Below are 26,233 nucleotides of genomic sequence, written 5' to 3' on the forward strand. Positions count from 1 at the left end.
TAATCTTATATTTATACTCTGATAATCTCAATTCCTCCGGCTATTATCTTTCCACTAATTTCTAAGATAACATCATTTCCTGCTGAATCAATATTACCAGGTTCTTCTACAGCACCCATTATACAGTCTACATGATTTTCAAGTTTCCAATTTCTTGGAATATAAATTTCAATTCCCCCTGCATAACATTCAATTCTCATATAAACTTTATCTCCTGCCGCTTTAGCTTTATCTAAATAAACTTCCATACCTCCTACCTTATTAATAATTTCAACACTTTTCAAATTTTGAGAATCAATATATTTTTCAGTTCCAGAAAAACGATTTATATGATATACATGCTCCCCATCTTCATAACTTCTATTTGGTTGTGCTGTTCCATATGTTGTATTTTTCTCTGTAGTACTATTATTTTTCCATTGCTCTTTATTATTATCATTTTCCCACTCTGTTCTATTTTCAGTAGACATTTTTTTGTAGTTATTATCAAAATTATGATGTTTTCTAAATTGATTTTCTTCCCATTCTTTTCTGCCGTTTTTTTCGAAAATAAATGAGAAACCAATTGTTAAAAGAATAGCTGCTCCAATTATCGGCCATGGTGTGATTGCTTCAATTCCAAGTTCTTTGTCCCAAACAATTGCCAAAAAAGCTAGTGACATAAATACAACAAAACTTTTTCTTTGAATAAGTCCTTTAATCAACCAAGCTCCCCACAATGCTGTAAATACAATATGACCTAAATTTATATTTCTCATAACCCCTAATTCATTTAACATCCATAAAATTGCTGTAGCAATTATTAAGACACCAACAATTATATTTTCTGATTTTTTTTTCATATTACACTCCTTATCTCTTCAATTTTATTTTTTAACGGTTTAAAATAACCTCTTGATACGAAAACATGTTTATAAGTATCTTTAAATTCTATTTTTGAAGAAGCTGTTATGTTTTTTGAAATAGAATAAATTTCTTTTACATTAACTATAGCAGACTTTGATATTCTGCAAAAATAGTATGGTAAAATCTGTTCCAATTCATATAATCTATTTTTCGTCATAAAAATTTCATCTCTTGTGTGAGCTTTTACCACATCACCTTCCGTTTCAAAAAATATAATATTCTCCAAAAATTCGTAATATACAACATTTACTTTATACAGTTTTATCTTTACATTTTTGCTTTTGTATGTCGATATTACTTTTTGTAATTCAATTATTTCTTCATTAATTTTCGAACATTTTATAACAACTTCATTTTCTATGTAGTTTTCGTCTAAATCTACCGTAATTTTCATTGGCTCCCTCTTAAAATTTATTAAACATGCATTTATTTTATTGCTTTATTCTTAATTAGTAAATATATTTTCTGTAAGTGGTAAAATTATAGCGCTAAGTGGTAAAAAAAATCTTACAAATTCCAAATCGTTACTTTGTTTGTAGTAACTTTTGGTTTTTGTAAGATTTTGATTCAATGTAATTTTACTTATATATTAATTTTGATTCAATATAATTTTACTTATATATTATTTTTCATTTAATATACAACGAATTAAATTATTAAAACACAATTGTCTTATTTCATTACCATTAATTTTAATTTTCAAATTAACTATTCATTGCTTTTTCCAAAGCTTCTTTTTCTTCTTCGCCTAGTGTAGCATATGATTCACCTTTAGTAATTTCCTTAATATAAGTATAACTACTGTCTCTACCATGCATTGTATTTAAGATAAATCCTGTGTTTGAGTCATCAAGCATGCAGAGAGCAAAACTTAAATTTCCACCCATTTCCTTAAAAGCATCATACTTTACAATTCCTAATTTATGGAATGTTGATGTTAAATTATGCAATGTTTTATCCATTTTTTCTTCATTAGATGTGTATGCCTGCTGAAGTTTATCCATCTGCTGGAAGTTTTCTTCAATTGCTGCTGATAAATTTTCAGCATTCTTACCTTTCATGAACTTTTCATATCTGTTCATAAGTTTTGTAATTCTGTTGTTTTGCTTAATATGTAGAATTAAAAATACTACAAACATTACCGCTATTATTCCTAAATAAATATAATCTTTCATTTTCTACTCCTTTTGTTTTGTTATTTTTGATTAATATCTGATACTATTTTATTTTATTAATACGAAGTATCATTCGATATCTTATTTCCATTTGGATTAATTCTTCTTACTATCTATCTTATTTTTTTTGATAATAATTACTCTTTAATATCATCAAACATTTCAAGTAATCTTTCTAATTCTTCCTGTGAATAGTATTCAATTTCAATTTTTCCTTTACCATTTTTCTTGTGATTAATTGAAACTTTTGTGCCCATTTTTTCTCTTAACTTATTAGCTATAGCATCGTATATAGCTGCTTCTGCTGATGGAATTGGAAGTTTAACCTGCTTTGGATTAAGAATTGACTTTACTAATTTTTCAGTATCACGTACACTTAATCCCTTGCTAACAATAGTCTTTGCTGCTTCAATTTGTAAATCTTCCTGATCTAAAGTCAACAAAGCTCTCGCATGTCCCATTGAAATTTCGTCATTAATCAGCATATTTTGAACACTATCTGTTAATTTTAACAATCTCATAGAATTCGCAATTGCAGTTCTTGACTTTGACACTCTATTTGCAAGTTCTTCCTGTTTTAAACTATATTCATCAATTAAACTCTTATAAGCTAAAGCTTCTTCAATAGGATTTAAATCCTTTCGTTGAATATTTTCTATTAAAGCAATTTCCATTACTTCTCTATCTGAATATTCTTTTATAATAACAGGAACTTCCTTTAATTTTGCAAGCTTTGCGGCTCTCCATCTGCGTTCTCCTGCTATAATTTCATAATAATCATCTTTCTTCTGTACAACAATTGGCTGAATAATTCCAAATTGTTTAATAGAATCAGCTAATTCCTGTAAAGCTTCCTTGTCAAAATTCTTTCTTGGCTGTTCTCTATTAGGTTCTATGTCTGATATTTTCATCATTGTATCTCCAGAAACCGGAACTTTTACTTCTTTAATTACTTCCTTTACAACCTCTTTGACAACTTCCTTCTTCTCTGTTTTCTTTTTAGGCGTAGACCTTATAACATCAGTTTCAGGAATTAAGTTATTTATACCTTTCCCTAATCCTTTTCTTTTTGCTGCCATATAAACTCCTTTTCATGTCGTTTATATATGTACATTATCTTTGTAACTATAAATAAATAGATAAACAAACGAACATTTACCTGTAATTTTATATATGTACATATATTTTATTAACATTTTACCATATAATTTCTATATTTATGATCATATTTTGATAATTTTTCAACCTTCTTTTTATAAAAACTTCTATACTATAATACGAAATAATAATGTAATATAATATAATATAATAAAAACTGATAAATTATTCTTCTGCTATAACTTCCAATGCCAGATTGTTATAAGCAATAGCTCCAGCCGATTTACCATCATACATATGAATTGGTAATCCATAGCTTGGTGCTTCTGCTAATCTAACATTTCTTGGTATTACAGTATCATAAATCTTAATTTGTATGTTTTCTTTAACATTTTCAATAACTTCTGTTGATAAATTAGTTCTTTTATCAAACATTGTGAATACAATACCATCTATTTCGAGATTCTCGTTTAATCTCTCTTGAATCAGATTAATAGTATGTATTAATTGAGACAATCCCTCTAATGCATAATATTCGCACTGAATTGGAACTATAACTGAATCAGCTGCCGCCATGGCATTAACAGTTAAAATATTTAAAGATGGAGGACAGTCAATAATTATATATTCATAAAGATCTCTCACCATCTCTAAAGTTTCTTTTAATATAAATTCTCTTCCATCAACGCCTATCAAATCAATTTCTGCCCCTGATAAATTAACATTTGAAGGTAAAACGTTTAAGTTTTCCACTACACTTTGTGTTAAGCACTCAGAAATAGTGCATTCTCCCAAAAATAACTCATATATTGTATTTTCAAGATTCTGTTTTACTATTCCAACTCCACTTGTTGCGTTTCCCTGCGGATCTATATCAACTAATAATACTTTTTTTCCATTCTCTGCTAAACAAGAAGATAGATTAATTGCTGTAGTTGTTTTGCCTACACCACCTTTTTGATTTGCAATTGCAATAATTTTACCCATTCTCTATCTATCATTAGTATAACTAATGCCTTTCTTTCTTATTTTTAAGTCAAATTTCCCCATTTAGCTATTTTACCACAATAATATACGCTTTTCTATATATTTGTAAGATTAATTAGTTCCTTTTGGCATCTATTATATATTTTTAACTGTATTTTTTCCAAAATGTTTCACGTGAAACATTTTTTTATATTTTCTCGTATCTAATCCACTTATATATATTAGATATCTGTATATATTTATATGTATTTATATTTATTTATTTATCTATTTATATTTATATTATTATATTTGTATATACATCTCTTACATTTTTTATATTTTATTGATTCACATTAAATTTAACAATATCTATATAATTGATTTTGTATTTATACATAGATATTGAATGTTTCACGTGAAACATTCAATATTTGCAGTTTTTTAATAATAAATAGTTATTTATAGATGATTTGATAGTATTTCTATATTTTTTACAATATATACTTATTTTTTTTTATATGTATGTTATTTATATGATTTAGAAGATAATTTAAATATCTATTATAGTGCGAAAAGGAAGTTTCTTATCCACATTGCACTAAATATTACATATTCATTATTTTTATTCTGAATCTTACCCCGGAGTAAAGTTTAAAACTATTATTTTATATTAGCTTACACCTATTATATAATATTTTAATGTTATACTACTTATAAACAGCTTCATTTGACATAAAAATAAGATGTTTCACGTGAAACATCTTATTTTTCTAACATATTTATTACTTCCCGTATTTTATCTTTGGCTTTATATTTATCAATTTCTATAAGATTTAAACTTTCTGCCAAATTATCAATAATTTTATTATTGTCTATATTCAGATTAGTATGTATACTACTTTTAACAGTATTATTTTCTTTCCTTTCATATAATTTAGTTTCTTTTATATCAAATGTTTCACGTGAAACATTCGATATTTCTTCTAAACAGGTATCAATTATACTGATTTCATTGGATAATTTGCTAATTTTATCTTTTAAACAATCATTTTCAGTTAAATATGATGATATATGTACTTCTAACTGGTTAATTTCCTGATTATTTAAACCACTATCACCTCTTCCTCGTACGGAAAAGATTTCAGAAGCTTCATCAACCATTGATTCTAAATGGTCTATTTTATTTTTAGACTCAACAATTGAATACATATTATCATTTAATTTATCTTCATATATCTTTAATTTTTCTTGTAATTTGCTTTTTCTATTAAACAGATAATCTTTTGTCACTATTTTCTCCTTATCTTATTGGTTTCTTTGATGGTACACCTGCTTTTCTTGGGTATTTATTAGATGTAGAACGCTCTTTTTTTATTACAACAAAACTCCTATTAATATCAGAATGTGGTAATTCTTCAATATAAGTGTCTTCAATCTTTCCACCAAGAACTTTTATAGCCTTTTTTGCATTATCAGTTTCTTCTTCACTGAATTCAGACTTGTAACTTATAAATATTCCACTCTCATTTATAAATGGAATACAATATTCAGATAAAGTTGATAAATTAGCTACGGCTCTTGACACACATAAGCTAAATTTTTCTCTATATTCATCCATATGTGCAATATCTTCAGCTCTCCCATGAACAGTTGTTATATTTTTTAAGCCTAATTCATCAATTACATTATTTAAAAACTTTAATCTTTTATTTAATGAATCCAATAACACCACTCTAATTTCAGGAAACATAATCTTAATTGGAATACCTGGAAAACCTGCACCGGTTCCTACATCTATTAGTGAATCAAAATTATTTACATTAATTTTCTTTGCAACTAATAAACTATCAATGAAATGCTTTATTATTACTTCATCTAATTCTGTAATTGCTGTAAGATTCATAACCTTATTAGTTTCTATTAGCATTTCATAGTATTTCATAAACTGGTTAGCTTGTTCTACACTTATTTCTAATCCAATCTTTTCTATTCCATCAATTAACAATTCTTTGCCGTTCATATAATCTCCTAAATTTTTATTGCATCCAAATAAATACATTAAATTAAATTAAATTACATATTATATATTTCCAAATATTATATATGTTCATATATTACTGTATTCATACACTCATTTATATAATCATATACACACTCATATACTTACTCATACATTTACTCATTTACATATTCATCTAATTATCCAATTACTTATTAATATATTCTAATTAACTTTCGATAACTCTTTACATAAATAAATGTATTTAAATAATATTATTTAAATACATTTATCAATCACTATATTAACTTATTACTCTATAAAAAACAATTACTTACTTTTATGTTGTTCCATATGAATTAACAACACTGAAATATCTGCAGGAGAAACCCCTGAAATACGTGAAGCCTGACCAATACTTAATGGTTTATAGAATTCCAGCTTCTGTACAGCTTCTTTTCTTAAACTATTTACCTTTGTGTAGTCAAAGTTTTCAGGAATTTTTTTGTTTTCAAGCTTTTTAAAGTTTTTAACCTGTTTCTTTTGTCTTTTGATATATCCATTATACTTAATATTTATATTAACCTGTTCTTTTACATCATATGACAATTCAGGTCTTTCCTTATCTAATGGAGCAATCTTTTCATAGTCAAGCTCCGGTCTTCTTATTAATTCAGCTAATGTAGTTGCTGTTTTTAATGATGAACTACCTAAATCTGCCAAGATATCCTGATTTTCTTTTGCTGCTCCAATTTTATAATTTTCAAGTCTGTTAATTTCTTCTTCTATTAACTCTTCTTTTCTGCAAATATAATCATAACGTTCCTTTGGAACAAGACCTATTTCATATCCTAACTTAGATAATCTTAAATCAGCATTATCTTGTCTAAGTAGTAATCTGTATTCAGCTCTTGAAGTCATCATTCTATAAGGTTCATGGCTTTCTTTAGTTACCAAATCATCAATTAACACACCAATATAACCTTGTGATCTGTCAATAACAATGCCTTCTTTTCCCTGAACAAATCTTGCAGCATTAATTCCGGCAACAATACCCTGAGCTGCAGCTTCCTCATAGCCTGAACTTCCATTAAACTGACCTGCACTAAACAAACCTTTTATTGTTTTGAACTCCAAATTTGGAAGCAACTGACCATAATCAATACAATCATATTCTATTGCATACGCATTTCTAACTATTTTGGCATTTTCAAGTCCTGGTACTGTGTGATACATTGCGTCCTGAACATCTTCAGGAAGTGATGATGACATACCACCTAAATACATTTCATTTGTATAAAGTCCTTCAGGCTCAATAAACACCTGATGTCTGTTTTTATCAGCAAACTTAACAACCTTATCTTCAATTGAAGGGCAGTATCTTGGACCTGTTCCCTCAATCATACCTGAAAATAAAGGTGATCTGTCAATGTTATCTCTTATAATTTCATGTGTTTTTTCATTTGTATAAGTCAACCAACATGAAACCTGTTCTTTTTGAATACTTTCCGGATCTGTTGAAAACGAAAATGGAACAATTCTTTCATCTCCAAACTGTTCTTCCATTTTTGAAAAATCAATTGAACGTTTATCTACTCTGGCAGGTGTACCTGTTTTGAATCTTCTCATCTTAATTCCGTTAGCAACTAAAGAATCTGATAAATGATTTGCTGCCATAAGTCCGTTAGGACCAGTATATTCACAAACATCACCGTAAATACACTTTGATTTCAAGTATACACCTGTAGCTAAAACTACTGCTTTTGCATAATAAGTTGCACCTGATACAGTTTTAACGCCCTTAATAACACCATCTTCAACTATTAATTCTGAAACTTCTCCCTGTTTAATAGTTAAATTATCTGTATTTTCCAGAGTGTGTCTCATTTCTCTAGTATAATTCTGTTTATCAGCCTGTGCTCTAAGTGAATGCACAGCCGGTCCTTTTGACTTGTTAAGCATTTTAGATTGAATAAAACTTTTATCAATATTTTTACCCATTTCTCCACCTAAAGCATCTATTTCTCTAACTAAATGTCCTTTAGATGTTCCACCAATATTAGGATTACATGGCATAAGTGCGATACTGTCTACACTTACCGTAAAAACTATAGTATCAAGTCCAAGTCTAGCTGATGCCAAAGCAGCTTCACAACCTGCATGTCCTGCACCAATTATTACTACATCATAATTTTTTTCAATCTTTAACATTTCTTCTCTCTTCTCTTCACTAAATTTATTATTTTCCCATACAGAATTTTGAGAAAATTTCATTTACTAAATCATCTTCTACGCTTTCTCCAATTATAAGTCCCAGTTGTTCGTAAGCATCCATCAAATCTATTGTATAAAAATCTTCCGGCATGCCTGCATCAACAGACTCTTTGACATTCAGCAAACTATTGTAAGAATTTTCTAATGCTTCTTTGTGTCTTGCATTTGTAATGTAAACCTGGTCATTAAAAGTAATCTCACCTGAATAAAACATATCTTTTATTTTTTCTTCAAGTTCATCCATTCCCAAACCAGCTTTTGCTGAAAATTCAATAATATCCTCTTTAGGTATTTCATTTAATTGTTCTATGTCCACAACGCGATCAATATCAGTCTTATTTAATAAAACAATAACTTTTTTATTTTTTATAATTTCTAATATTTCCTTGTCATTTTCATCTATGTCTTTTGAACCGTCAACTACATAAATAATAAGGTCTGCACCTTCGGCAATCTCTTTAGCCTTATTTACACCAATCTGCTCAACTTTATCATCAGTATTTCTAATACCTGCAGTATCAATAATTTTCAAAGACAAACCATTTAAGTTAATATTTTCTTCTAAGGTATCTCTTGTTGTTCCCTCAATATCCGTTACAATGGCACGTTCTTCTCCTAACATTCGGTTAAGAAGTGAAGACTTTCCTGCATTTGGCTTACCTAAAATAACAGTTTTTATACCTTCCTTCATTATTCTACCATTGTCAAAAGTATCTATCATTTTCTTTATCTTGCTTATATTCTTATTAATCATTTCAGAAATTTCATTATCGTATCCATCAAGACTAATATGTTCCGGATCATCTAATGCTGACTCAATAAAAGCAATATGGTAAATCACATCACTTCTAATTTCTTTAATTTTTTCAGAAACTCCACCCTTTAACTGTTCAATGGAACTGTTTAACGCAAAATCATTTTGAGAATTGATTAAATCCATAACAGCCTCAGCCTGAGACAAATCTAATCTGCCATTCAAGAAAGCTCTTTTAGTAAATTCACCTGGTGCAGCTGACTTAGCACCATTCTTAATTACTAAATCCAAAACTTTTTTCAAAATCAACATACCACCATGACAGTCAATTTCTACTGTATCTTCACCTGTATATGAATGTGGATTTTTCATTACAAGAACTAAAACCTGATCAAGAACCTTTTCCCCATCTACAATATTTCCGTAATTAACTGTATGAGATTTAACATTAATTAATCTCTTTCCTTCTTTATTTGACTTAAAAATTTTATCAACTATTTCAATGGCTTCGTCTCCGCTAACACGAATAATTCCAATACCCGAATTACCTGTTGATGTTGAGATAGCCGCAATTGTATCTGTAATCTTCATAAATCACCTTAAATTAATATTATTTATAATTGCATAATTACCTAATATAAGAGTATACCACATTCTCATTATTATAAAAAGGGTAAAAAGAATGTCCCTTGCAACATTCTACGCAACCAGCGCGTGCCTATTTAGCAACATTTTTCCATTTACGCAGGGTGCATCCATAGTGGAACGTTTTTTATGTAATAAGAAATTCTGAAGGAATTTCTTATTACATAAAAAAACCTGTCAGGTTTAATCAGGTATATCCCAACTTAACCTAACAGGTTATTTAAAACAAATTATCTGTTATTGTTTCTCTTCTTAAGCATTACTACTACGTGTCTGTAAGGTTCTTCGCCCTCTGACTTTGTAGTACAGAACTTATCATTTTGTAAAGCTGAATGAATAATTCTTCTTTCATAAGGATTCATTGGCTCTAATGCTACAGGTTTCTTAATTCTCTTAACTTTTAAAGAAATATTTCTAGCAAGATTTTCAAGTGTTGCTTTTCTTCTTTCTCTATAGTTTTCAGTATCAAGCTTAACTCTGTTAAACTTATCGCTTTCCTTGTTTACTACAAGGCTTACAAGATACTGTAATGAATCAAGTGTTTGTCCTCTCTTACCAATGAGAATTCCCATATCATCACCAATTACATTAATGTTGATTGTGTTTTCCTTTTCACCTTCTTCAACTTTAATGTCTAACTTAACTGTAAGTTCCATTGCACTGAAAACTTTGTTTAAAAATTCAGTTACAATGTCTTCTACTGATTCATTTTTTCTAGCTTTAATAATAGCAGGTTTACTACCAAATCCTAAAAAACCGTTTGAACCTTTTTCTACAACATCGTAATCAAGTTTATCAGCTGCAATACCTAGAGCGACGCATGCATTAGTAATTGCTTCGTCAACGTTTTTTCCTTTATATTCTACATATTCCATCTTTATTACCTCTATTTGCTGTGTTTCTTATTATAATCACTGACCATATTAGCTTTTGCAGCCAATGAACCGGCCTTTGCATTTTCTTTTGATTTTCTGATTTTTTCTTCTTTTTCAGCTGCAGTCATGTTTGAACTACTTTGAACGCTTCTTGTATTTGTTTTTGAAGCCTGTAAAACCTGTTCTCTGTAAATTCCCTGCTTTGCTTTTCTCTTTTCTGCTTTTTCAGCTGCCTTTTCCCTATTTGCTTCTATAATATCATTTACATCCATCTTACCCAGATACAGATTAATGATTACCTGTTGAAGCATCATAATCAACGAACCTGCCATCCAGTATAAACCGATACCTGCTGATAAAATCCAGCACATATATACTGAGAATAATGGCATCATAATATTCATTGCCTTCATAGAGCCTGCCATTGGATTATCCTGTGTACTTGCAACACCATTGATTTTCTGTGAAAGCTGTACACTTAATAACTGGAATATACCGGCAAGAATAGGAATAATTAAAGCAACGATTAATGTTACTGTTCCTGCCTTAAACATTGCACTTGGTGATATGCCAAGGTTTAAACCAAAGAAACTGTTAAGACTGTTAATCTTGTCCACAGCACTTGTGTTTGATGAAGCTGATAAAACATTGCTTGCATCAACACCCTTTGCCAAATTAATAGCACCTTTAGTTCTTGATGAATATCCTGTTAAAGCATCAATACACTGTGTAATCTGTGAAGCTTTTAACTTTGAACCTGCTGTGTTAATACCAAAGAACTGGCTCATCTGTGATGCATTTAAACTTGTGATTACAGAAGCATATAATTCTTTAATAGGCTGAACATACGCAGGTATATTCATAATTACTCTGTATAATGCGAAAAGAATAGGCATCTGAATAATAAGCTGTAAACAACTACCTGTTGGTGATGTTCCATATTTATCATAAACAGCCTTCATTTCTTCCTGCATTGCTAACTGTGACTGTTGATCTTTCTTATCCTTGTACTTTTTCTGAATTGCCTGAATTTCAGGTGTCATAACAGAATTCATTTTTGTAAATTTCTGCTGCTTAATTGTCATTGGTAACATAAGCATTCTAACTACAAAAGTAAATACAATAATTAAAAGACCAATATTATAAATACCAAAAAAAGCAAAACCATCATATAAAACTTCAAGAATTTTTCCTAAAATCCATGCAAATGGTTTTAAAATACCACCAGTCTGAGTGGCGATAATCAAATTATCCATTTAATCCTCCTTTAAGGAACTGGATCGTATCCTCCTTTATGGAAATGATTGCATCTCAATATCCTTCTTATTGCAAGATATGATCCTTTTAAGGGTCCATATTTTTGTAAAGCTTCTATTGCATACTGAGAACATGTAGGAATGTATCTGCAAGATGGCATTCTTTTCATAGGTGAAATATACTTCCTATAAATTCTAACCATTCCAATAAGAATTAAATTAATAAATTTTCCTATCTTCTTAAAAATTTTCTTAACCTTATCCATAACATTATTCCTAATATTTACTCACTAAGTCATTAGCACTTTATTTTCCATTTAGTTACGAACTTCATCCTGCCAAACTAATTACGTCCAATATTAAATAATACTTCACTTTATACTAAATAACACTTTCTTTAGTTTGTATTTTTCTGCAAGATGTTCTGAATCTTTCCTAAGTGCATTAAAGCACTTTCTAATGAATGATAATTTTCGTCCCTAGCAGTGGTTCTCACTACTACGACTATGTCCAAACTACTATTGAACATATTACTATTTAGTCTATAGCTTTCCCTGATTAAGCGGGTTAGGTGATGTCTTACTACACTATTTCCTACTTTTTTACTAACGGATATACCTAATCTGTTAATGCCTAAATCATTTGGTAAAACATACATTACTAAATATTTGTTAGCTTTTGATTTTCCTTCCTTATATACCTTTTGAAAATCGATATTCTTTTTTAATGAAGTATAATCTTTCATTTTCATATTTCACCAACCTCTCAATTGCATATAAAGAAAGGTCACATTATCTGTGACCTAAGCTGATAATTTCTTTCTTCCTTTTGCTCTTCTGCTAGCAAGAACTTTTCTTCCGCCTGCAGTGCTCATTCTCTTTCTGAATCCATGAACTTTTGATCTCTGTCTTTTCTTTGGCTGAAATGTCATTTTCATAATACGGCACCTCCTTTTCTGTTCTATAGTAAAACATCATTACAATTACCATAATAAAAATAATCGCAGTCATTTACTGATTAAACCACAATTTCCATATAATTTCAAGTGTTTTAAATTAATTTTTTTATGTCCTTTAACACACTATGATGAAAAATGGAGTAATTATCAAAAGTTATCAACTAAATGTTAATAACATGTTAATAACTTTTGCTGTTTTAGCCTTTTTTTGGGTATTTTTTCTATTTTATTATCTCAAATGTTAATAACTGTAAAAAAGTTATTGTCATTATTTGTCGAAAAAAAATTTTTGTTATTTTGCTGTTTTCTTATGATTTTTGTAACTTTTTAAGATTTTTACTTTCTTCCTATTATAATATATATGTTTATTTCTTTTTTGTAATATTGAAAATTTGCCCTTTTTGATGTATTATATTTTTATATATGGGCTTTTGGGCCTTTTTATACTTTGAGGAGGACAATATGTTAGATAATTTAAAGGAAAAATGGCCTGAAATATTGGATTATTTAAAAAAAGAATACGACATCCAGGATATTACTTTTGAAACGTTCATTTTACCCTTAAATGTACAATATTATAAGGACGGATTAGTCAAACTTGTTTTCACAGGAAATAGTGGTAGCAGTGGACTACAATATATTAAGAAGAAATATTTTGATTTTCTTAAACTTTCCCTTGCCCATTTTTTAGGTGAAAACACAGATTTACAGATTTTATTACCTGGAGATGCTTCTTTAGAAGACTCTTCTGACGAAAGCGACGAAGAAAACGCAGCCAATTCAGAAGACTTAATTCTTGAAAGAAGAATTTTAGAAGCTAACCTGGACAAGAAATACACTTTTGATTCTTTCGTAGTAGGTAACAACGCCATTGCACAGGCAACTTCACTTGCCGTTGCAGACTCACCGGGTGAAGCCCACAATCCATTATTTATATTTGGAGGGGTTGGTTTAGGTAAGACACACCTTATGCAGTCAATTGGTAACTATGTACTTAAGTCAAATCCTAATTCTAAGGTTTTGTATACTACAACAGAATCTTTTACTAATGAAATTGTTGATTTGCTTGGTAAACAAAAGAAAGACCAGGACGAAATTATTCAATTTAGAAAGAAATATCGAAACGTTGATGTTTTATTAATTGATGATATTCAATTTATATCAGGAAAAGATAGAACACAGGAAGAATTATTCAACATTTTCAATGAATTATTCTTAAAACATAAACAGATTGTTTTTACATCAGACAGAAAACCTAATGAAATAGAAGATATTGCAGATAGACTTACAACTCGTTTCCAGCAGGGACTTACTGTAGATATACACAGTCCTGACTATGAAACACGTATGGCTATCTTAAAGAAGCATGCCCTTTCTAAAGGAATTAAGGTTACTGATGACAAAGAAGATGTAGATAATGCTAATTTATTAGAAGCTTTAGATTACATTGCTACTAATTTTGTATCCAATGTAAGGGAACTTGAAGGCTCTCTTAATAATGTAATAGCTTTTTCAAAAGTTAATCGTGTTCCTATTACAAAAGAATTTGCAATGGAAACATTAAAAGTAGACACTACTGAAGAAAAAATAACCTGTCAATCAATAATTAATACAGTAGCTGAACATTACCAGATTTCAGCAGCTGACATTTGTTCTAAGAAAAGAAGCAGCGATGTTGCTTTTCCAAGGCAGGTTTGCATGTATTTATGCAGAGTTTACACTGACGAGAAGCTGGAAACTATTGCAAAATATCTAAGAAAGAAAAACCATGCCACTGTTAGCTATGGTTATAATGAAATAAAGAAGGCTATGGAAACAGATCCTTCCATTAAAGCAACTATTGAAGTTCTTAAAAAGAAGATTAATCCTAATTAATGTTAGTAACTTTGTTAATTAGTGCCGATTTTAGGTTAATAACTACGTTAATAGTACATTAATAACTTGAAATTTCAGATTTTTTTATTATAGCTTTTTGATTATAATTTTTAAGAAGTTGTTAATTAAATTTGAGTTATTAACATGTTATTATTTTAGGAACTTCCCATAAATAGGGCGTTAAAACGTTTTTTTAACATATTAACGTGCCTTATTATTATTATTATCTTAATATTTATATATTTATACGAAATTTGAAGGAGATTTACCCATGAAGTTAATTTGTAAAAAATCAGATTTGATAACTGGTATTAACATTGTAATGAAAGCTGTTTCATCAAAAACTACAATGTCTATATTAGAATGTATCCTTATTGATGCCACTGAAGGTATTATTAAATTTACTGCTAATGATATGGAACTTGGTATTGAGACTACAGTACAAGGTGAAATTGCTGAAGCAGGAAGCATTGCTATTGATGCAAAGATTTTTTCAGAAATCGTAAGAAAGCTTCCGGACAATGATGTAACTATAGAAGTAAAGGATGAAAGTACTGCTAATATTACATGTGAAAATGCTAAGTTTAACATTCTCATAAAGTCAGCAGAAGATTTCTCATATCTACCTGTTATTGAAAAGAAAGACAAGATTACTATTTCACAGTTTTCATTAAAGGAAATTATCAGACAAACAAGTTTCGCAATTAATGATGCTGAAAAAAATAAATTACTTACAGGTGAATTATTTGAAGTAAACGGAAGTAAGCTTAAAGTTGTAGCTTTAGATAAATTCCGTATTGCAATTAGAAATATTGAACTAAAAGAAAACTATGGAAATTACAAAGTATTAGTTCCAGGTAAATCACTTAATGAAATCAGTAAAATTTTAAATGGTGGAGTAGATGATGATGTAAATATTTACTTTACTTCAAATCATATTCTTTTTGAATTCGATGACACTATTGTAGTTTCAAGATTAATTGAATCAACTAACTTCTTTGATACAGACAAGATGATTAGCAATGATTACAAAACAAGAATTACAATTAACAAGAAAGAAATGGCTGATTGTATAGACAGAGCAACTCTTTTGATAAAAGAAGGAGACAAGAAACCTGTATTCTTATCAATGAAAGATACAGAAATGGAATTAACTATTAATACATTTATAGGTTCAATGGATGAAAGTATTCCAATTACAAAGGATGGAGACGATTTATTAATAAGCTTTAACCCTAAGTTCCTTATTGATATTTTGAAAGTTTTAGATCAGGAAGAAGTAAGCATGTTCTTTACTAACCCTAAAGCTCCATGTTTTATTAAAGATGAAGAGGGAAGCTATATTTACATTGTTCTTCCTGTAGTTCAGTAAAAGTCACAATCAGACTAAGACAAGAAAGGAATATTATTCAGCACTGAATAATTTGGATAAAAATGGAAGATTTGAGTATTACTATAAAAGATGATTTTATAAAATTAGGCCAGGCTATGAAATTAGCAGGCATTGTTGGTTCTGGTGTGGATGCAAAATTCTTAATTCAGGATGGACAGGTAAAAGTGAACGGTGAAGTTGATACAAGAAGAGGTAAGAAACTTTACCCTGGAGATACATTTGAATTTGAAGGAACTGTGGTTTTAGTTAAGTAATGATTGTAAAAAAAGTAGAATTAAGTAATTTTAGAAATTACAAATTATTGAAACTTGATTTAGATGAAAAAACAAATATTTTATATGGCAACAATGCCCAGGGAAAAACAAATATATTAGAATCAATATATGTTTGCAGCACTACAAAGTCTCATAGAACTAATAGGGACGCTGAATTAATTAACTTAGATTCAGGTGAGGCACACATTAAGTTATATTTGGAAAAGAACAACAGGGAACAGAGAATAGATATTCATTTGCGCAAGAATAAAACAAAGGGTATTGCCATAAATGGAATACCAATAAAAAAGGCAAGTGAACTTTTTGGGCTTTTTAATGTTGTTATTTTTTCTCCAGAGGATTTGGAAATTATCAAGAAAGGTCCATCGGAGAGAAGAAAGTTCGTAGATATGGAATTGTGCCAGTTAGACAAAATATATGTTTATAATTTAACCAACTATAACAAAATTATTGCTCAAAGAAATAAATTATTAAAAGATATTTATTTTAAACCAGAACTAAAGCAGACACTTGATGTTTGGGATGGACAATTAGCACAGTATGGTTCAAAAATTATTGAAAGAAGAACCAACTTTATAGAAAAAATAAACGAGATAATTAAACCAATACACAAACAACTTACAGGTGGATTGGAAGATATTAATATTGTTTATAACAAAAATTGTGAGGCAGAAGATTTATTAAGGCAACTTGAAGAAAACAGAGACAGAGATATTAAGTATAAGTCAACATCCATTGGTCCACATAAAGATGATTTGTTATTTTTTAATGACGACAAGAATATCAGAATTTATGGAAGTCAGGGACAGCAAAGAACAATTGCTTTATCTCTAAAGTTAGCAGAATTAGAGTTAGTAAAGAATCTAATAAATGATACACCGGTATTGTTACTTGATGATGTTTTGTCGGAACTTGATTCAGAGAGACAAAATCATTTACTTAACAGCATTGATGATATTCAAACTATTATTACATGTACCGGGTTAGATGAATTTATAGAAAACAGATTTAAAATAAATAAGGTTTTCCAGGTAACAGAAGGAAAAGTAGAAGAAAAGACAGTTTAACTGAAAGGAGTTACTAATGGGTAACAACACAAATGTAGAAAATGAGTATGGAGCAGATCAGATTCAGGTTTTAGAAGGACTTGAAGCAGTTAGAAAAAGGCCGGGAATGTATATTGGTTCAACATCTTTAAGAGGTCTTCATCATTTGGTTTATGAAATTGTTGATAATGCAGTAGATGAAGCTTTAGCCGGATACTGCGATACAATTGATGTGCAGATAAATGAAGATAATTCAATTACAGTAAAAGATGACGGCCGTGGAATTCCTACAGGTATTAATACAAAAACAGGAAAATCAGGAATAGAGTTGGTATTTACAGTGCTCCATGCCGGAGGAAAGTTTGGTGGAGGCGGATATAAGGTTTCCGGTGGACTTCATGGTGTAGGTGCGTCAGTAGTAAATGCCTTATCAGAATGGCTTGAAGTAAAAGTATGTCGTGATGGAAAGATTCATCACCAAAAATATCAAAGAGGTCATGCATTAGGTGGACTTGAAATAATTGGAGATTGCGATCCTGAATTTACAGGAACAGAGGTAAAGTTCTTACCAGATAAAACAATTTTCGAAGACACAGTTTACGATTATAGCGTGTTAGAAACAAGATTAAGAGAAACTGCGTTCCTTACAAAGAACCTTAAGATTATTTTAAGAGATGTAAGACCTGAGGAGCCAATTGAAAAAACATTCCACTATGAAGGTGGTATTAAGGAGTTTGTAACTTACTTAAACAAGGGCAAGACTCCTTTGTATGAAGATGTAATATATTGTGAAGGCACAGTAAACAATGTTTATGTTGAAGTGGCAATGCAGCACAATGATGCATATAACGAAAATTCTTTCAGCTTTGTAAACAACATTAACACACCGGAAGGTGGTATGCAGGTTGAAGGTTTTAAGAGAGCTTTAACAAAAACATTAAATAACTATGCCCGTCAAAATAAGATTTTGAAAGAAAAAGAAGATAATCTTTCAGGTGAAGATTTCAGAGAAGGCTTAACTTCAATCATTAGTGTAAAAATCGAAGATCCTCAGTTTGAAGGTCAGACAAAACAGAAATTAGGAAACAGTGAAGCCAGAACTGCCGTTGATAGTGTTGTAAGCGAACAGCTTACATACTTTCTTGAACAGAATCCTGGTGTGGCAAAAATAATTTGCGAAAAAGCTGTACTTGCACAGCGTGCCAGAGAAGCAGCAAGACAGGCAAGAGAAACTACACGTAGAAAAACAGTTTTAGATGTAGCAGCACTTCCTGGAAAATTATCTGACTGCTCAGATAAGGATCCAAAAAAATGTGAAATCTTTATAGTAGAGGGAGATTCTGCCGGTGGCTCAGCCAAAAAGGCAAGAGTTAGAGCAACTCAGGCTATATTACCTCTTCGAGGAAAAATCTTAAATGTAGAAAAAGCAAGATTAGACAGAATTATGCAGAACGAAGAAATCCGTTCAATGATTACAGCATTTGGTACAGGAATTTATGATGAATTTGACATTAGCAAATTACGTTATGACAAGATTATCATTATGACTGATGCCGATGTTGACGGTGCTCATATTGATACACTTATGCTTACATTCTTTTATAGATTTATGCCTGAACTTATTAAGGATGGCCATGTATATTTAGCAATGCCACCACTTTATCAGGTAACAAGAAATAAGAAAAATTATTATGCATACAGTGATGCAGAACTTGATAAGATTCTTACAGAAATTGGACGTGACAATCAGAACAAGATTCAGCGTTACAAAGGTTTGGGAGAAATGGATGCATCACAGCTTTGGGATACAACAATGAATCCTGAAACAAGAATTTTAAAACAGGTAAAAATAAACGAAGATACATTAACAGAAATGGATTTAACATTTACAACTCTTATGGGCGATGATGTTGAACCAAGAAGAGAATTTATTCAGGCAAACGCAAAGTTTGTTCAAAACTTAGATATATAGGAGGAACATTAAGTGGACGATAAGATATTTGATAGAATTCATGAAGTAGACTTAAAGGAAACAATGGAAACCTCTTATATTGATTACGCCATGAGTGTAATCGCAGCAAGAGCTCTTCCTGATGTTAGAGATGGTTTGAAGCCGGTACAAAGACGTGTACTTTATTCAATGGTTGAACTTAACAACGGACCTGACAAGCCACACAGAAAGTGTGCCCGTATCGTTGGTGATACAATGGGTAAATTCCATCCACATGGTGATAGTTCAATTTACGGAGCATTAGTAAATATGGCTCAGGACTGGAGCACAAGATATCCATTAGTTGATGGTCACGGAAACTTTGGTTCAGAAGATGGTGACGGCGCTGCCGCAATGCGTTATACAGAGGCACGTCTTAGCAAGATTTCCATGGAAATGGTTAGAGATATCAACAAAGATACTGTAGAATTTATACCTAACTTTGATGAGACGGAAAAGGAACCTTCAGTATTACCTGCAAGATATCCAAACCTTCTCGTTAATGGTACAAGTGGTATTGCCGTAGGTATGGCTACTAGTATTCCACCTCACAATTTAGCTGAAACAATTAATGCAATCGTTAAGATTATTGATAACAGAGTTCAGGAAAACAGAGACACTGAAATTGAAGAAATCATGGAAATTGTAAAAGGACCTGATTTTCCAACAGGTGCTACAATTCTTGGTAGAAAAGGAATTGAAGAAGCTTACAGAACAGGTCGTGGAAAAATAAAAACGCGTGCAGTCTCTGAAATTGAAACAATGGATAATGGTAAGAGCAGAATTGTTGTTACTGAACTTCCATACATGGTAAATAAAGCAAAACTTGTTGAAAAGATTGCAAGTTTAGTAAAAGAAAAGCGAATTGATGGTATCACTGACCTTCGTGACGAATCAGATCAGGAAGGTACACGTGTAGTTATTGAAGTGCGTCGTGATGCAAATGCAAATGTAATTTTAAATCAGTTGTATAAACATACACAGTTACAGGATTCATTTGGTGTAATAATGCTTGCGTTAGTAAACGGAGAACCAAAAGTTCTTAATTTACTTCAGATGTTAGATGAATATTTAAAACACCAGAAGGATGTTGTTACACGTCGTACAAAATTTGAATTAAATAAAGCTGAAGAACGTGCTCATATTATTGAGGGCTTATTAATTGCACTTGATAATATTGATGAAGTTATTCAGATTGTTAGAAATTCAAGAACAACAGCAGATGCCAAGGCAAAATTATCTGAAAGATTTGGTTTATCAGATGCTCAGGCACAGGCTATTGTTGATATGAGAATCAGACAGTTAACAGGTTTAGCAAGAGAAGACCTTGAAAATGAATACAAGGAATTAATGGAAAAGATAGCTTACTTAAAGTCTATACTTGCAGATGAAAATAAACTTTTAACTGTTATTAAAGAAGAAATTGAAATTGTCAGAGACAAGTTCGGTGATGATAGAAGAACAAAGATCGGTATCGACATTGATATGGACGATGAAGATTTAATTCCTGAAGAAGATACAGTTATTGTAATGACTAATTTAGGCTACATAAAGAGAATGACTGTGGATAACTTTAAGGCACAGAACCGTGGTGGTAAGGGTATTAAGGGAATGCAAACTATAAATGATGATTTTATGAAAGACATGTTTATGGTTTCAACTCACGACTATATTTTATTCCTTACAAATACAGGTCGTATATACAAATTAAAAGGCTACGAAATTCCGGAAGCAGGAAGAACTGCCAGAGGCATGGCTATTGTAAACTTATTACAGCTACAGCCTGGAGAAAAGATTTCTGCAATGGTCCAGATGAGAGAATTTGAAGATAACAAGTATCTCATTATGGCTACAAAGAATGGAACAATTAAGAAAACACCTATTAATGCATATACTAATATTCGTAAGAGTGGTATACAGGCTATAACTTTACGTGAAGGTGATGAATTAATTGATGTGACAATATCAGATAACACACATAACATTATGCTTGTTACAAAGAATGGTCAGGGAATTAAGTTCCGTGAAACAGACGTTAGAGAAACAGGTCGTTCAGCAATGGGTGTTAGAGGTATTGAACTTAAAGGTAACGATGAAGTTATCTCAATGCAAATTGACACAGAAGGAGAATATATTCTTATTGTTTCAGCAAACGGAATGGGTAAACGTACACCATTTACTGAATTCAAATTACAGAATCGTGGCGGTAAAGGTGTTAAGTGCTACAAGATTACAGAAAAAACAGGTGAAGTTGTTGGAGCAAAGGCTGTTAATGATGGCAACGAAATAATGATGATTACGAACGAAGGTATTGTAATCAGAATGTTTGTAGATGATATTTCAGTTTTAGGTAGAGTAACTTTAGGCGTTAAGCTTATGAATACCGGAAACAAAGATGATATTGTCGTTGCAAGCATTACAAAAGTAAAAGAAAGTGTAACTCAGGCAGATGCAGAAGAAGCTGAAAGATTAGAGGCTGAAAATTCAGAAGAAACAGATGAAGAAAATTCTGAAAATGAATAATTCAAAATGCCAAATGTTTGAAAAGAAGCGGCATTATGTCGCTTCTTTTTTGAAATACAAAATAAAAACACACATAATTAAATTAACAATGTATTATTAAACTTCTAAACTAAGCTATTTATAATCGTTTGATAATTATAATGTTAATTAAAACTAATAACTATTAAGTTTTTTCAAGGGAATGTTAATAACAAAGGAGAATTACATAAAATGAGAGAGGTCCATTCAGAAGAAATAACCAAAAATATAAAGGAAATGTGTATAGAAGCAAATCATTTCCTATCACCTGATATGAAAAAAGTATTTGATAATGCAAGAAAAAATGAAAAATCACCATTAGGATGTCAGATTCTTGAGCAATTAGATGAAAACCTGAAAATTGCAGGTGAGGACATGATACCAATCTGTCAGGATACAGGCATGGCAGTTGTTTTTATTGAAATTGGTCAGGACGTACATATTGTAGGCGAGAATATTGAAGATGCAATTAATCAGGGAGTTAGAGAAGGATACGTGGATGGATTTTTAAGAAAATCAGTAGTAAAAGATCCAATTTTAAGAGAAAACACAAAGGATAATACTCCGGCGGTAATCCATTACAGCATCGTACCTGGCGAAAATGTGAAAATAACAATTGCACCAAAAGGTTTTGGAAGCGAAAACATGAGTAGAGTATTTATGTTAAAACCTGCCGACGGAATAGAAGGTGTAAAAAATGCTGTCCTTACAGCAGTAAAAGATGCAGGTCCAAATGCATGTCCGCCGATGGTAGTAGGTGTAGGCGTGGGTGGAACTTTTGAAAAGTGTGCAATTTTGGCTAAAAAAGCTTTAGCACGTCCAGCCGACAGTAGCTCTAAAATTCCATACGTAAAAGAAATGGAAGAAGAGTTGTTAACTAAAATAAACAAATTAGGTATTGGTCCGGGAGGCTTAGGTGGAACTCAGACAGCACTTGCTGTAAATGTGGAAACATATCCTACACATATTGCAGGTTTACCAGTTGCAATAAATATTTGCTGTCATGTAAACAGACACGTAACAAGAACAATATAATTAAAGACTAATATACTTTAGCGAATAGAATCAAAGCTTATTAGATGTAATAATAGTTTTAAAGGAGAATTAAATGGACAATAATATAAAAGCTCCAATTTCTGATGAAGTTGCAAAAGAATTAAGAGCAGGAGATTATGTATATATAACAGGAACTATTTACACTGCAAGAGATGCTGCACACAAAAGAATGTGGGAAGCATTAGAAAAAGGCGAGCAGTTACCAATTGAAATGAACAACAATATTATTTATTATATGGGACCATCACCGGCAAGAGAAGGCAGACCAATTGGTTCAGCCGGTCCTACAACGGCAAGTAGAATGGATAAGTATGCCCCTAAGCTTTTGGATTTAGGTTTAAAAGGCATGATTGGAAAAGGCAAACGTTCAAAAGAAGTAATTGACGCAGTAGTAAGAAATAATTGTGTATACTTTGCTGCAGTAGGTGGAGCAGGTGCAATTTTATCAAAATCCATAAAGAAAAGTGAAGTTGTAGCTTATGACGATTTAGGAACAGAGGCTATAAGAAAACTTTATGTGGAAAATTTTCCTGCAATAGTTGTAATTGACAGCGAAGGAAATAACTTATACGAAACAGCTATAGAAGAATATAAAGAAATCTAAGGGCAGTAGCAACTACAAAAAAGTGTAATTATTATTGGAATATTTTGACATTAAAAATATTGTTAAAGATAATAACCAGTATAATAATCAGCATAATAATAAAAAGAATGGAACATATTCATGAAAGTAAATAGAATTGCATATTTAGTAACACGAAGATTTTATAAAGTTCCCTGGCTTTTTCATCAAATAAAATTAGCCGGCAAAGAGAACAAATACACAATTGATGAAAGATACAAAAAGGTTCACGATGTATGTCACAGAGTAAATAAATATGCTCATGTAAACATAACATGCACAGGACTTGAAAATCTTCCAAAAGAAAACGGATACATCTTAACACCAAATCATCAGGGCTTATTTGACGTCCTGCTTATTTGTGATACACATGAAAGACCAACATCTTTTGTAATTAGAAAAGATTTGGAAGACGTAATCTTGCTAAAGCAGGTAATAAAAGCACTTGATGCAAAAGCATTGGACAGAGATGACCCACGTCAGGCAATGAAAATAATAAAAGAAATGACAGAAGGAATAAAACAAGGCAGAAACTATATAATATTTCCTGAAGGAACAAGAAGCAAAAACGGAAATATACCGGGAGATTTTAAAGGTGGTTCTTTTAAAAGTGCCACAAAAGCCAAAGCTCCAATTGTTCCGGTAGCACTTATAGACTCTTTCAAACCTTTTGACATAAAAGATACATCAGAAGTAGATGTGCAAATTCATTACCTTGAGCCTTTATATTATGACGACTACAAAGACTTAACAACAGTGGAAATTGCAAAAACAGTTAAGGAAAGAATAGAAGCAAAGATAAAAGAGTGTGTATAGAAATTTACAAAGAGTTGAAAAAGAAAAATAGTGTTTGACAAATAAAAACACCTATATTATAATAACAAATGCACTGCGAAGTGCGTAATTAAATACTGATAAATAATCAGGCAAGGAGAAGTACTCAAGTGGCTGAAGAGGCGCCCCTGCTAAGGGTGTAGGTCGTTTGCGCGGCGCGAGGGTTCAAATCCCTCCTTCTCCGTTTAAAGCTCAGACAGTTTTGTCTGAGCTTTTTACATATAATAAAATTTATAAATATAAAAAATGATATTTGTTTAGGAGAAAAAATGAAAAAAATTTTATGCTCTACAGGAGCATTAATAGGAATGCCTAATAATCGTGATTTTTCATTAATAAAAAAATGTGTGCCAAACATAAATAGTGATGGATTTGAATTTATGATGTATAGCACATGGTATGACAAGGTTCCTAATTTATTGAAAGAATTAAAAAAATGTGAAACTGAATTTCCAGTTATGCACTGCGAAAAGCACATAGGCGAAGATTTAGGAAAAAATGCAGACGGTAATTTTTATACAGCCAAAGAAAAATTCAAAGTAAATTGTAAAATTGCAAATGAAATCGGTGCAAAAAGAATGGTAATGCATCTATGGGATGGAATATATTCAGATACTACAATAGAAAATAACATAAAAGGCTATGGAGAATTAATAAAAATAGCTGAAGAAAATGAAATAGATTTATACATAGAAAATGTAGTTTGCAATCACCATGATCCATTAAGTAATTGGAAGAGACTACTTAATGAATATCCTGATGCAAAATTAATATTTGATACGAAAATGGCAGCTTTCCATAATCAAATGGAAGACATATATGAAAATCAAAATAAAAAATTATGGGAAAACAACATAAAGCATTTACATATAAATGATTATAATGGCGGTTATATGGAGTGGAGCAAACTTAAAACATTACCTGTAGGTGAGGGCATTGTGAACTTTAACAAATTTTTTGATTTCATAAACAACATTGGATACAAAGGAGACTATACAATAGAATCTACAGCATTCCAAAAAGATGGCTCCATAGATTTTGATATGTTAAACCGAAATATATCAAAAGTAAGAAGTTATATAAAGAATAAAAAAGATATTTGATAAATGTTTTGTAAATATAAAACTAATAATAGAAGATAAATTGATAATGAATAAAAAATTAAGAAGATTAAAACAGTTAAAAATTTAAAAGCACACCAATACAAGCTAAAGAGCTACTAAACAGGCATTGAATAGAGCCTGAATAGAGATAAATTAAAAAAAATGAAAAAAAATGAAAAAAGTTGTTGACAGGTGTATCCAAAGATGGTAGTATATCTCATGCACTCGCAAAGAGTGGGTGCCAAACAACTTAAATCTGTTAGTCGACAGAAAAAACTTTAAAAAAATAAAAAAGTTGTTGACAAACATAAATAAGTATGTTAAATTAATATGGCTGTTGAAAAACAGCAAACAAGAACATTGATAATTGAACAGCAACCATCCCTGAAAATTCAAAATAAATTTTCAGAGCGAACATTGTTAAATGAGTAATCATTAACGATTTCCAAAACAAACAGTAATGGATGAATGGCTAACGTCATTCTGACAGAACAAACACTTTTAACGAGAGTTTGATCCTGGCTCAGGATGAACGCTGGCGGCGTGCTTAATACATGCAAGTCGAACGAAGCACCTCTCCCGAAGATAG

General features: G+C 30.8%; 24 protein-coding genes, 1 tRNA gene and 1 rRNA gene. 12 read left to right on the plus strand and 14 right to left on the minus strand.

What is annotated here, in order from left to right; translation table 11 throughout:
* Positions 1 to 11: 11 nt before the first annotated feature.
* From DW006_RS09230 to rpmH, 14 genes are all read right to left on the minus strand, one after another.
* Positions 12 to 842 (minus strand): LiaF domain-containing protein, encoded by an 831-nt coding sequence (locus DW006_RS09230; protein ID WP_118000018.1) that lies wholly within the window; start codon positions 840 to 842, stop codon positions 12 to 14.
* Entirely contained in the window at positions 839 to 1,300 is a 462-nt protein-coding gene (locus DW006_RS09235) for a LytTR family DNA-binding domain-containing protein (protein ID WP_118000019.1), read from the minus strand. The genes DW006_RS09230 and DW006_RS09235 overlap by 4 nt, the downstream gene beginning before the upstream one ends.
* A gap of 310 nt (positions 1,301 to 1,610) precedes the next feature.
* Entirely contained in the window at positions 1,611 to 2,081 is a 471-nt protein-coding gene (locus tag DW006_RS09240; protein WP_118000020.1) for a DUF4446 family protein, read from the minus strand.
* Positions 2,082 to 2,218: 137 nt separating this feature from the next.
* Entirely contained in the window at positions 2,219 to 3,160 is a 942-nt protein-coding gene (locus DW006_RS09245) for a ParB/RepB/Spo0J family partition protein (protein WP_118000021.1), read from the minus strand.
* 244 nt (positions 3,161 to 3,404) lie between these two features.
* Entirely contained in the window at positions 3,405 to 4,166 is a 762-nt protein-coding gene (locus DW006_RS09250) for an AAA family ATPase (RefSeq protein ID WP_118000022.1), read from the minus strand.
* A 744-nt stretch (positions 4,167 to 4,910) separates the two neighbouring features.
* Positions 4,911 to 5,438 (minus strand): hypothetical protein, encoded by a 528-nt coding sequence (locus tag DW006_RS09255; protein WP_118000023.1) that lies wholly within the window; start codon positions 5,436 to 5,438, stop codon positions 4,911 to 4,913.
* Positions 5,439 to 5,448: 10 nt separating this feature from the next.
* Positions 5,449 to 6,168: a 16S rRNA (guanine(527)-N(7))-methyltransferase RsmG gene (gene rsmG, locus DW006_RS09260; RefSeq protein ID WP_118000024.1), complete on the minus strand. Its 720-nt coding sequence runs from the start codon at positions 6,166 to 6,168 to the stop codon at positions 5,449 to 5,451.
* Between the two features lie 309 nt (positions 6,169 to 6,477).
* On the minus strand, positions 6,478 to 8,358 hold the full coding sequence (gene mnmG / locus DW006_RS09265) for a tRNA uridine-5-carboxymethylaminomethyl(34) synthesis enzyme MnmG (protein WP_243002606.1): 1,881 nt from the start codon (positions 8,356 to 8,358) through the stop codon (positions 6,478 to 6,480).
* 28 nt (positions 8,359 to 8,386) lie between these two features.
* On the minus strand, positions 8,387 to 9,766 hold the full coding sequence (gene mnmE / locus DW006_RS09270) for a tRNA uridine-5-carboxymethylaminomethyl(34) synthesis GTPase MnmE (protein ID WP_118000026.1): 1,380 nt from the start codon (positions 9,764 to 9,766) through the stop codon (positions 8,387 to 8,389).
* A gap of 284 nt (positions 9,767 to 10,050) precedes the next feature.
* Complete coding sequence (gene jag, locus DW006_RS09275; RefSeq protein ID WP_022164594.1) at positions 10,051 to 10,695, minus strand: RNA-binding cell elongation regulator Jag/EloR; 645 nt, start codon at positions 10,693 to 10,695, stop codon at positions 10,051 to 10,053.
* 11 nt (positions 10,696 to 10,706) lie between these two features.
* Positions 10,707 to 11,951 (minus strand): YidC/Oxa1 family membrane protein insertase, encoded by a 1,245-nt coding sequence (locus tag DW006_RS09280; RefSeq protein WP_118000027.1) that lies wholly within the window; start codon positions 11,949 to 11,951, stop codon positions 10,707 to 10,709.
* A gap of 11 nt (positions 11,952 to 11,962) precedes the next feature.
* Complete coding sequence (gene yidD, locus DW006_RS09285; protein ID WP_022164592.1) at positions 11,963 to 12,217, minus strand: membrane protein insertion efficiency factor YidD; 255 nt, start codon at positions 12,215 to 12,217, stop codon at positions 11,963 to 11,965.
* Positions 12,218 to 12,348: 131 nt separating this feature from the next.
* On the minus strand, positions 12,349 to 12,696 hold the full coding sequence (gene rnpA / locus DW006_RS09290; RefSeq protein WP_118000041.1) for a ribonuclease P protein component: 348 nt from the start codon (positions 12,694 to 12,696) through the stop codon (positions 12,349 to 12,351).
* Between the two features lie 57 nt (positions 12,697 to 12,753).
* Positions 12,754 to 12,888, minus strand: coding sequence for a 50S ribosomal protein L34 (rpmH, locus tag DW006_RS09295; RefSeq protein WP_021953614.1), 135 nt, complete (start codon positions 12,886 to 12,888; stop codon positions 12,754 to 12,756).
* Between the two features lie 483 nt (positions 12,889 to 13,371).
* Between rpmH and dnaA the strand changes: the two genes are divergently transcribed.
* The 12 genes from dnaA to DW006_RS12175 form a co-directional block, all read left to right on the plus strand.
* Positions 13,372 to 14,784, plus strand: a complete 1,413-nt coding sequence (dnaA, locus tag DW006_RS09300) for a chromosomal replication initiator protein DnaA (protein WP_022164590.1) — start codon at positions 13,372 to 13,374, stop codon at positions 14,782 to 14,784.
* A 271-nt stretch (positions 14,785 to 15,055) separates the two neighbouring features.
* Positions 15,056 to 16,156: a DNA polymerase III subunit beta gene (gene dnaN, locus DW006_RS09305; protein ID WP_118000028.1), complete on the plus strand. Its 1,101-nt coding sequence runs from the start codon at positions 15,056 to 15,058 to the stop codon at positions 16,154 to 16,156.
* A gap of 62 nt (positions 16,157 to 16,218) precedes the next feature.
* Positions 16,219 to 16,431 carry an RNA-binding S4 domain-containing protein gene (locus DW006_RS09310; protein ID WP_022164588.1) on the plus strand — a complete coding sequence of 71 codons (213 nt, stop codon included), beginning with the start codon at positions 16,219 to 16,221 and terminating at the stop codon, positions 16,429 to 16,431.
* Positions 16,431 to 17,519, plus strand: a complete 1,089-nt coding sequence (gene recF, locus DW006_RS09315) for a DNA replication/repair protein RecF (RefSeq protein ID WP_118000029.1) — start codon at positions 16,431 to 16,433, stop codon at positions 17,517 to 17,519. The genes DW006_RS09310 and recF overlap by 1 nt, the downstream gene beginning before the upstream one ends.
* 16 nt (positions 17,520 to 17,535) lie before the next feature.
* On the plus strand, positions 17,536 to 19,470 hold the full coding sequence (gyrB, locus tag DW006_RS09320) for a DNA topoisomerase (ATP-hydrolyzing) subunit B (RefSeq protein WP_118000030.1): 1,935 nt from the start codon (positions 17,536 to 17,538) through the stop codon (positions 19,468 to 19,470).
* Between the two features lie 12 nt (positions 19,471 to 19,482).
* Positions 19,483 to 22,011, plus strand: a complete 2,529-nt coding sequence (gene gyrA, locus DW006_RS09325) for a DNA gyrase subunit A (protein ID WP_118000031.1) — start codon at positions 19,483 to 19,485, stop codon at positions 22,009 to 22,011.
* 210 nt (positions 22,012 to 22,221) lie between these two features.
* Positions 22,222 to 23,064 (plus strand): fumarate hydratase, encoded by an 843-nt coding sequence (locus DW006_RS09330; RefSeq protein WP_118000032.1) that lies wholly within the window; start codon positions 22,222 to 22,224, stop codon positions 23,062 to 23,064.
* Positions 23,065 to 23,137: 73 nt separating this feature from the next.
* Positions 23,138 to 23,689 (plus strand): Fe-S-containing hydro-lyase, encoded by a 552-nt coding sequence (locus DW006_RS09335; protein ID WP_022164583.1) that lies wholly within the window; start codon positions 23,138 to 23,140, stop codon positions 23,687 to 23,689.
* A 120-nt stretch (positions 23,690 to 23,809) separates the two neighbouring features.
* Entirely contained in the window at positions 23,810 to 24,523 is a 714-nt protein-coding gene (locus tag DW006_RS09340; RefSeq protein ID WP_118000033.1) for a lysophospholipid acyltransferase family protein, read from the plus strand.
* A 114-nt stretch (positions 24,524 to 24,637) separates the two neighbouring features.
* Positions 24,638 to 24,725, plus strand: a tRNA-Ser gene (locus DW006_RS09345).
* 85 nt (positions 24,726 to 24,810) lie between these two features.
* Positions 24,811 to 25,644, plus strand: a complete 834-nt coding sequence (locus DW006_RS09350) for a TIM barrel protein (RefSeq protein ID WP_118000034.1) — start codon at positions 24,811 to 24,813, stop codon at positions 25,642 to 25,644.
* 500 nt (positions 25,645 to 26,144) lie between these two features.
* A 16S ribosomal RNA gene (locus DW006_RS12175) occupies positions 26,145 to 26,233 on the plus strand; the annotation flags it as partial.

It is taken from the genome of Eubacterium sp. AF36-5BH, from assembly GCF_003460505.1.
Classification (GTDB): Bacteria; Bacillota; Clostridia; order Lachnospirales; family Lachnospiraceae; genus Eubacterium_G.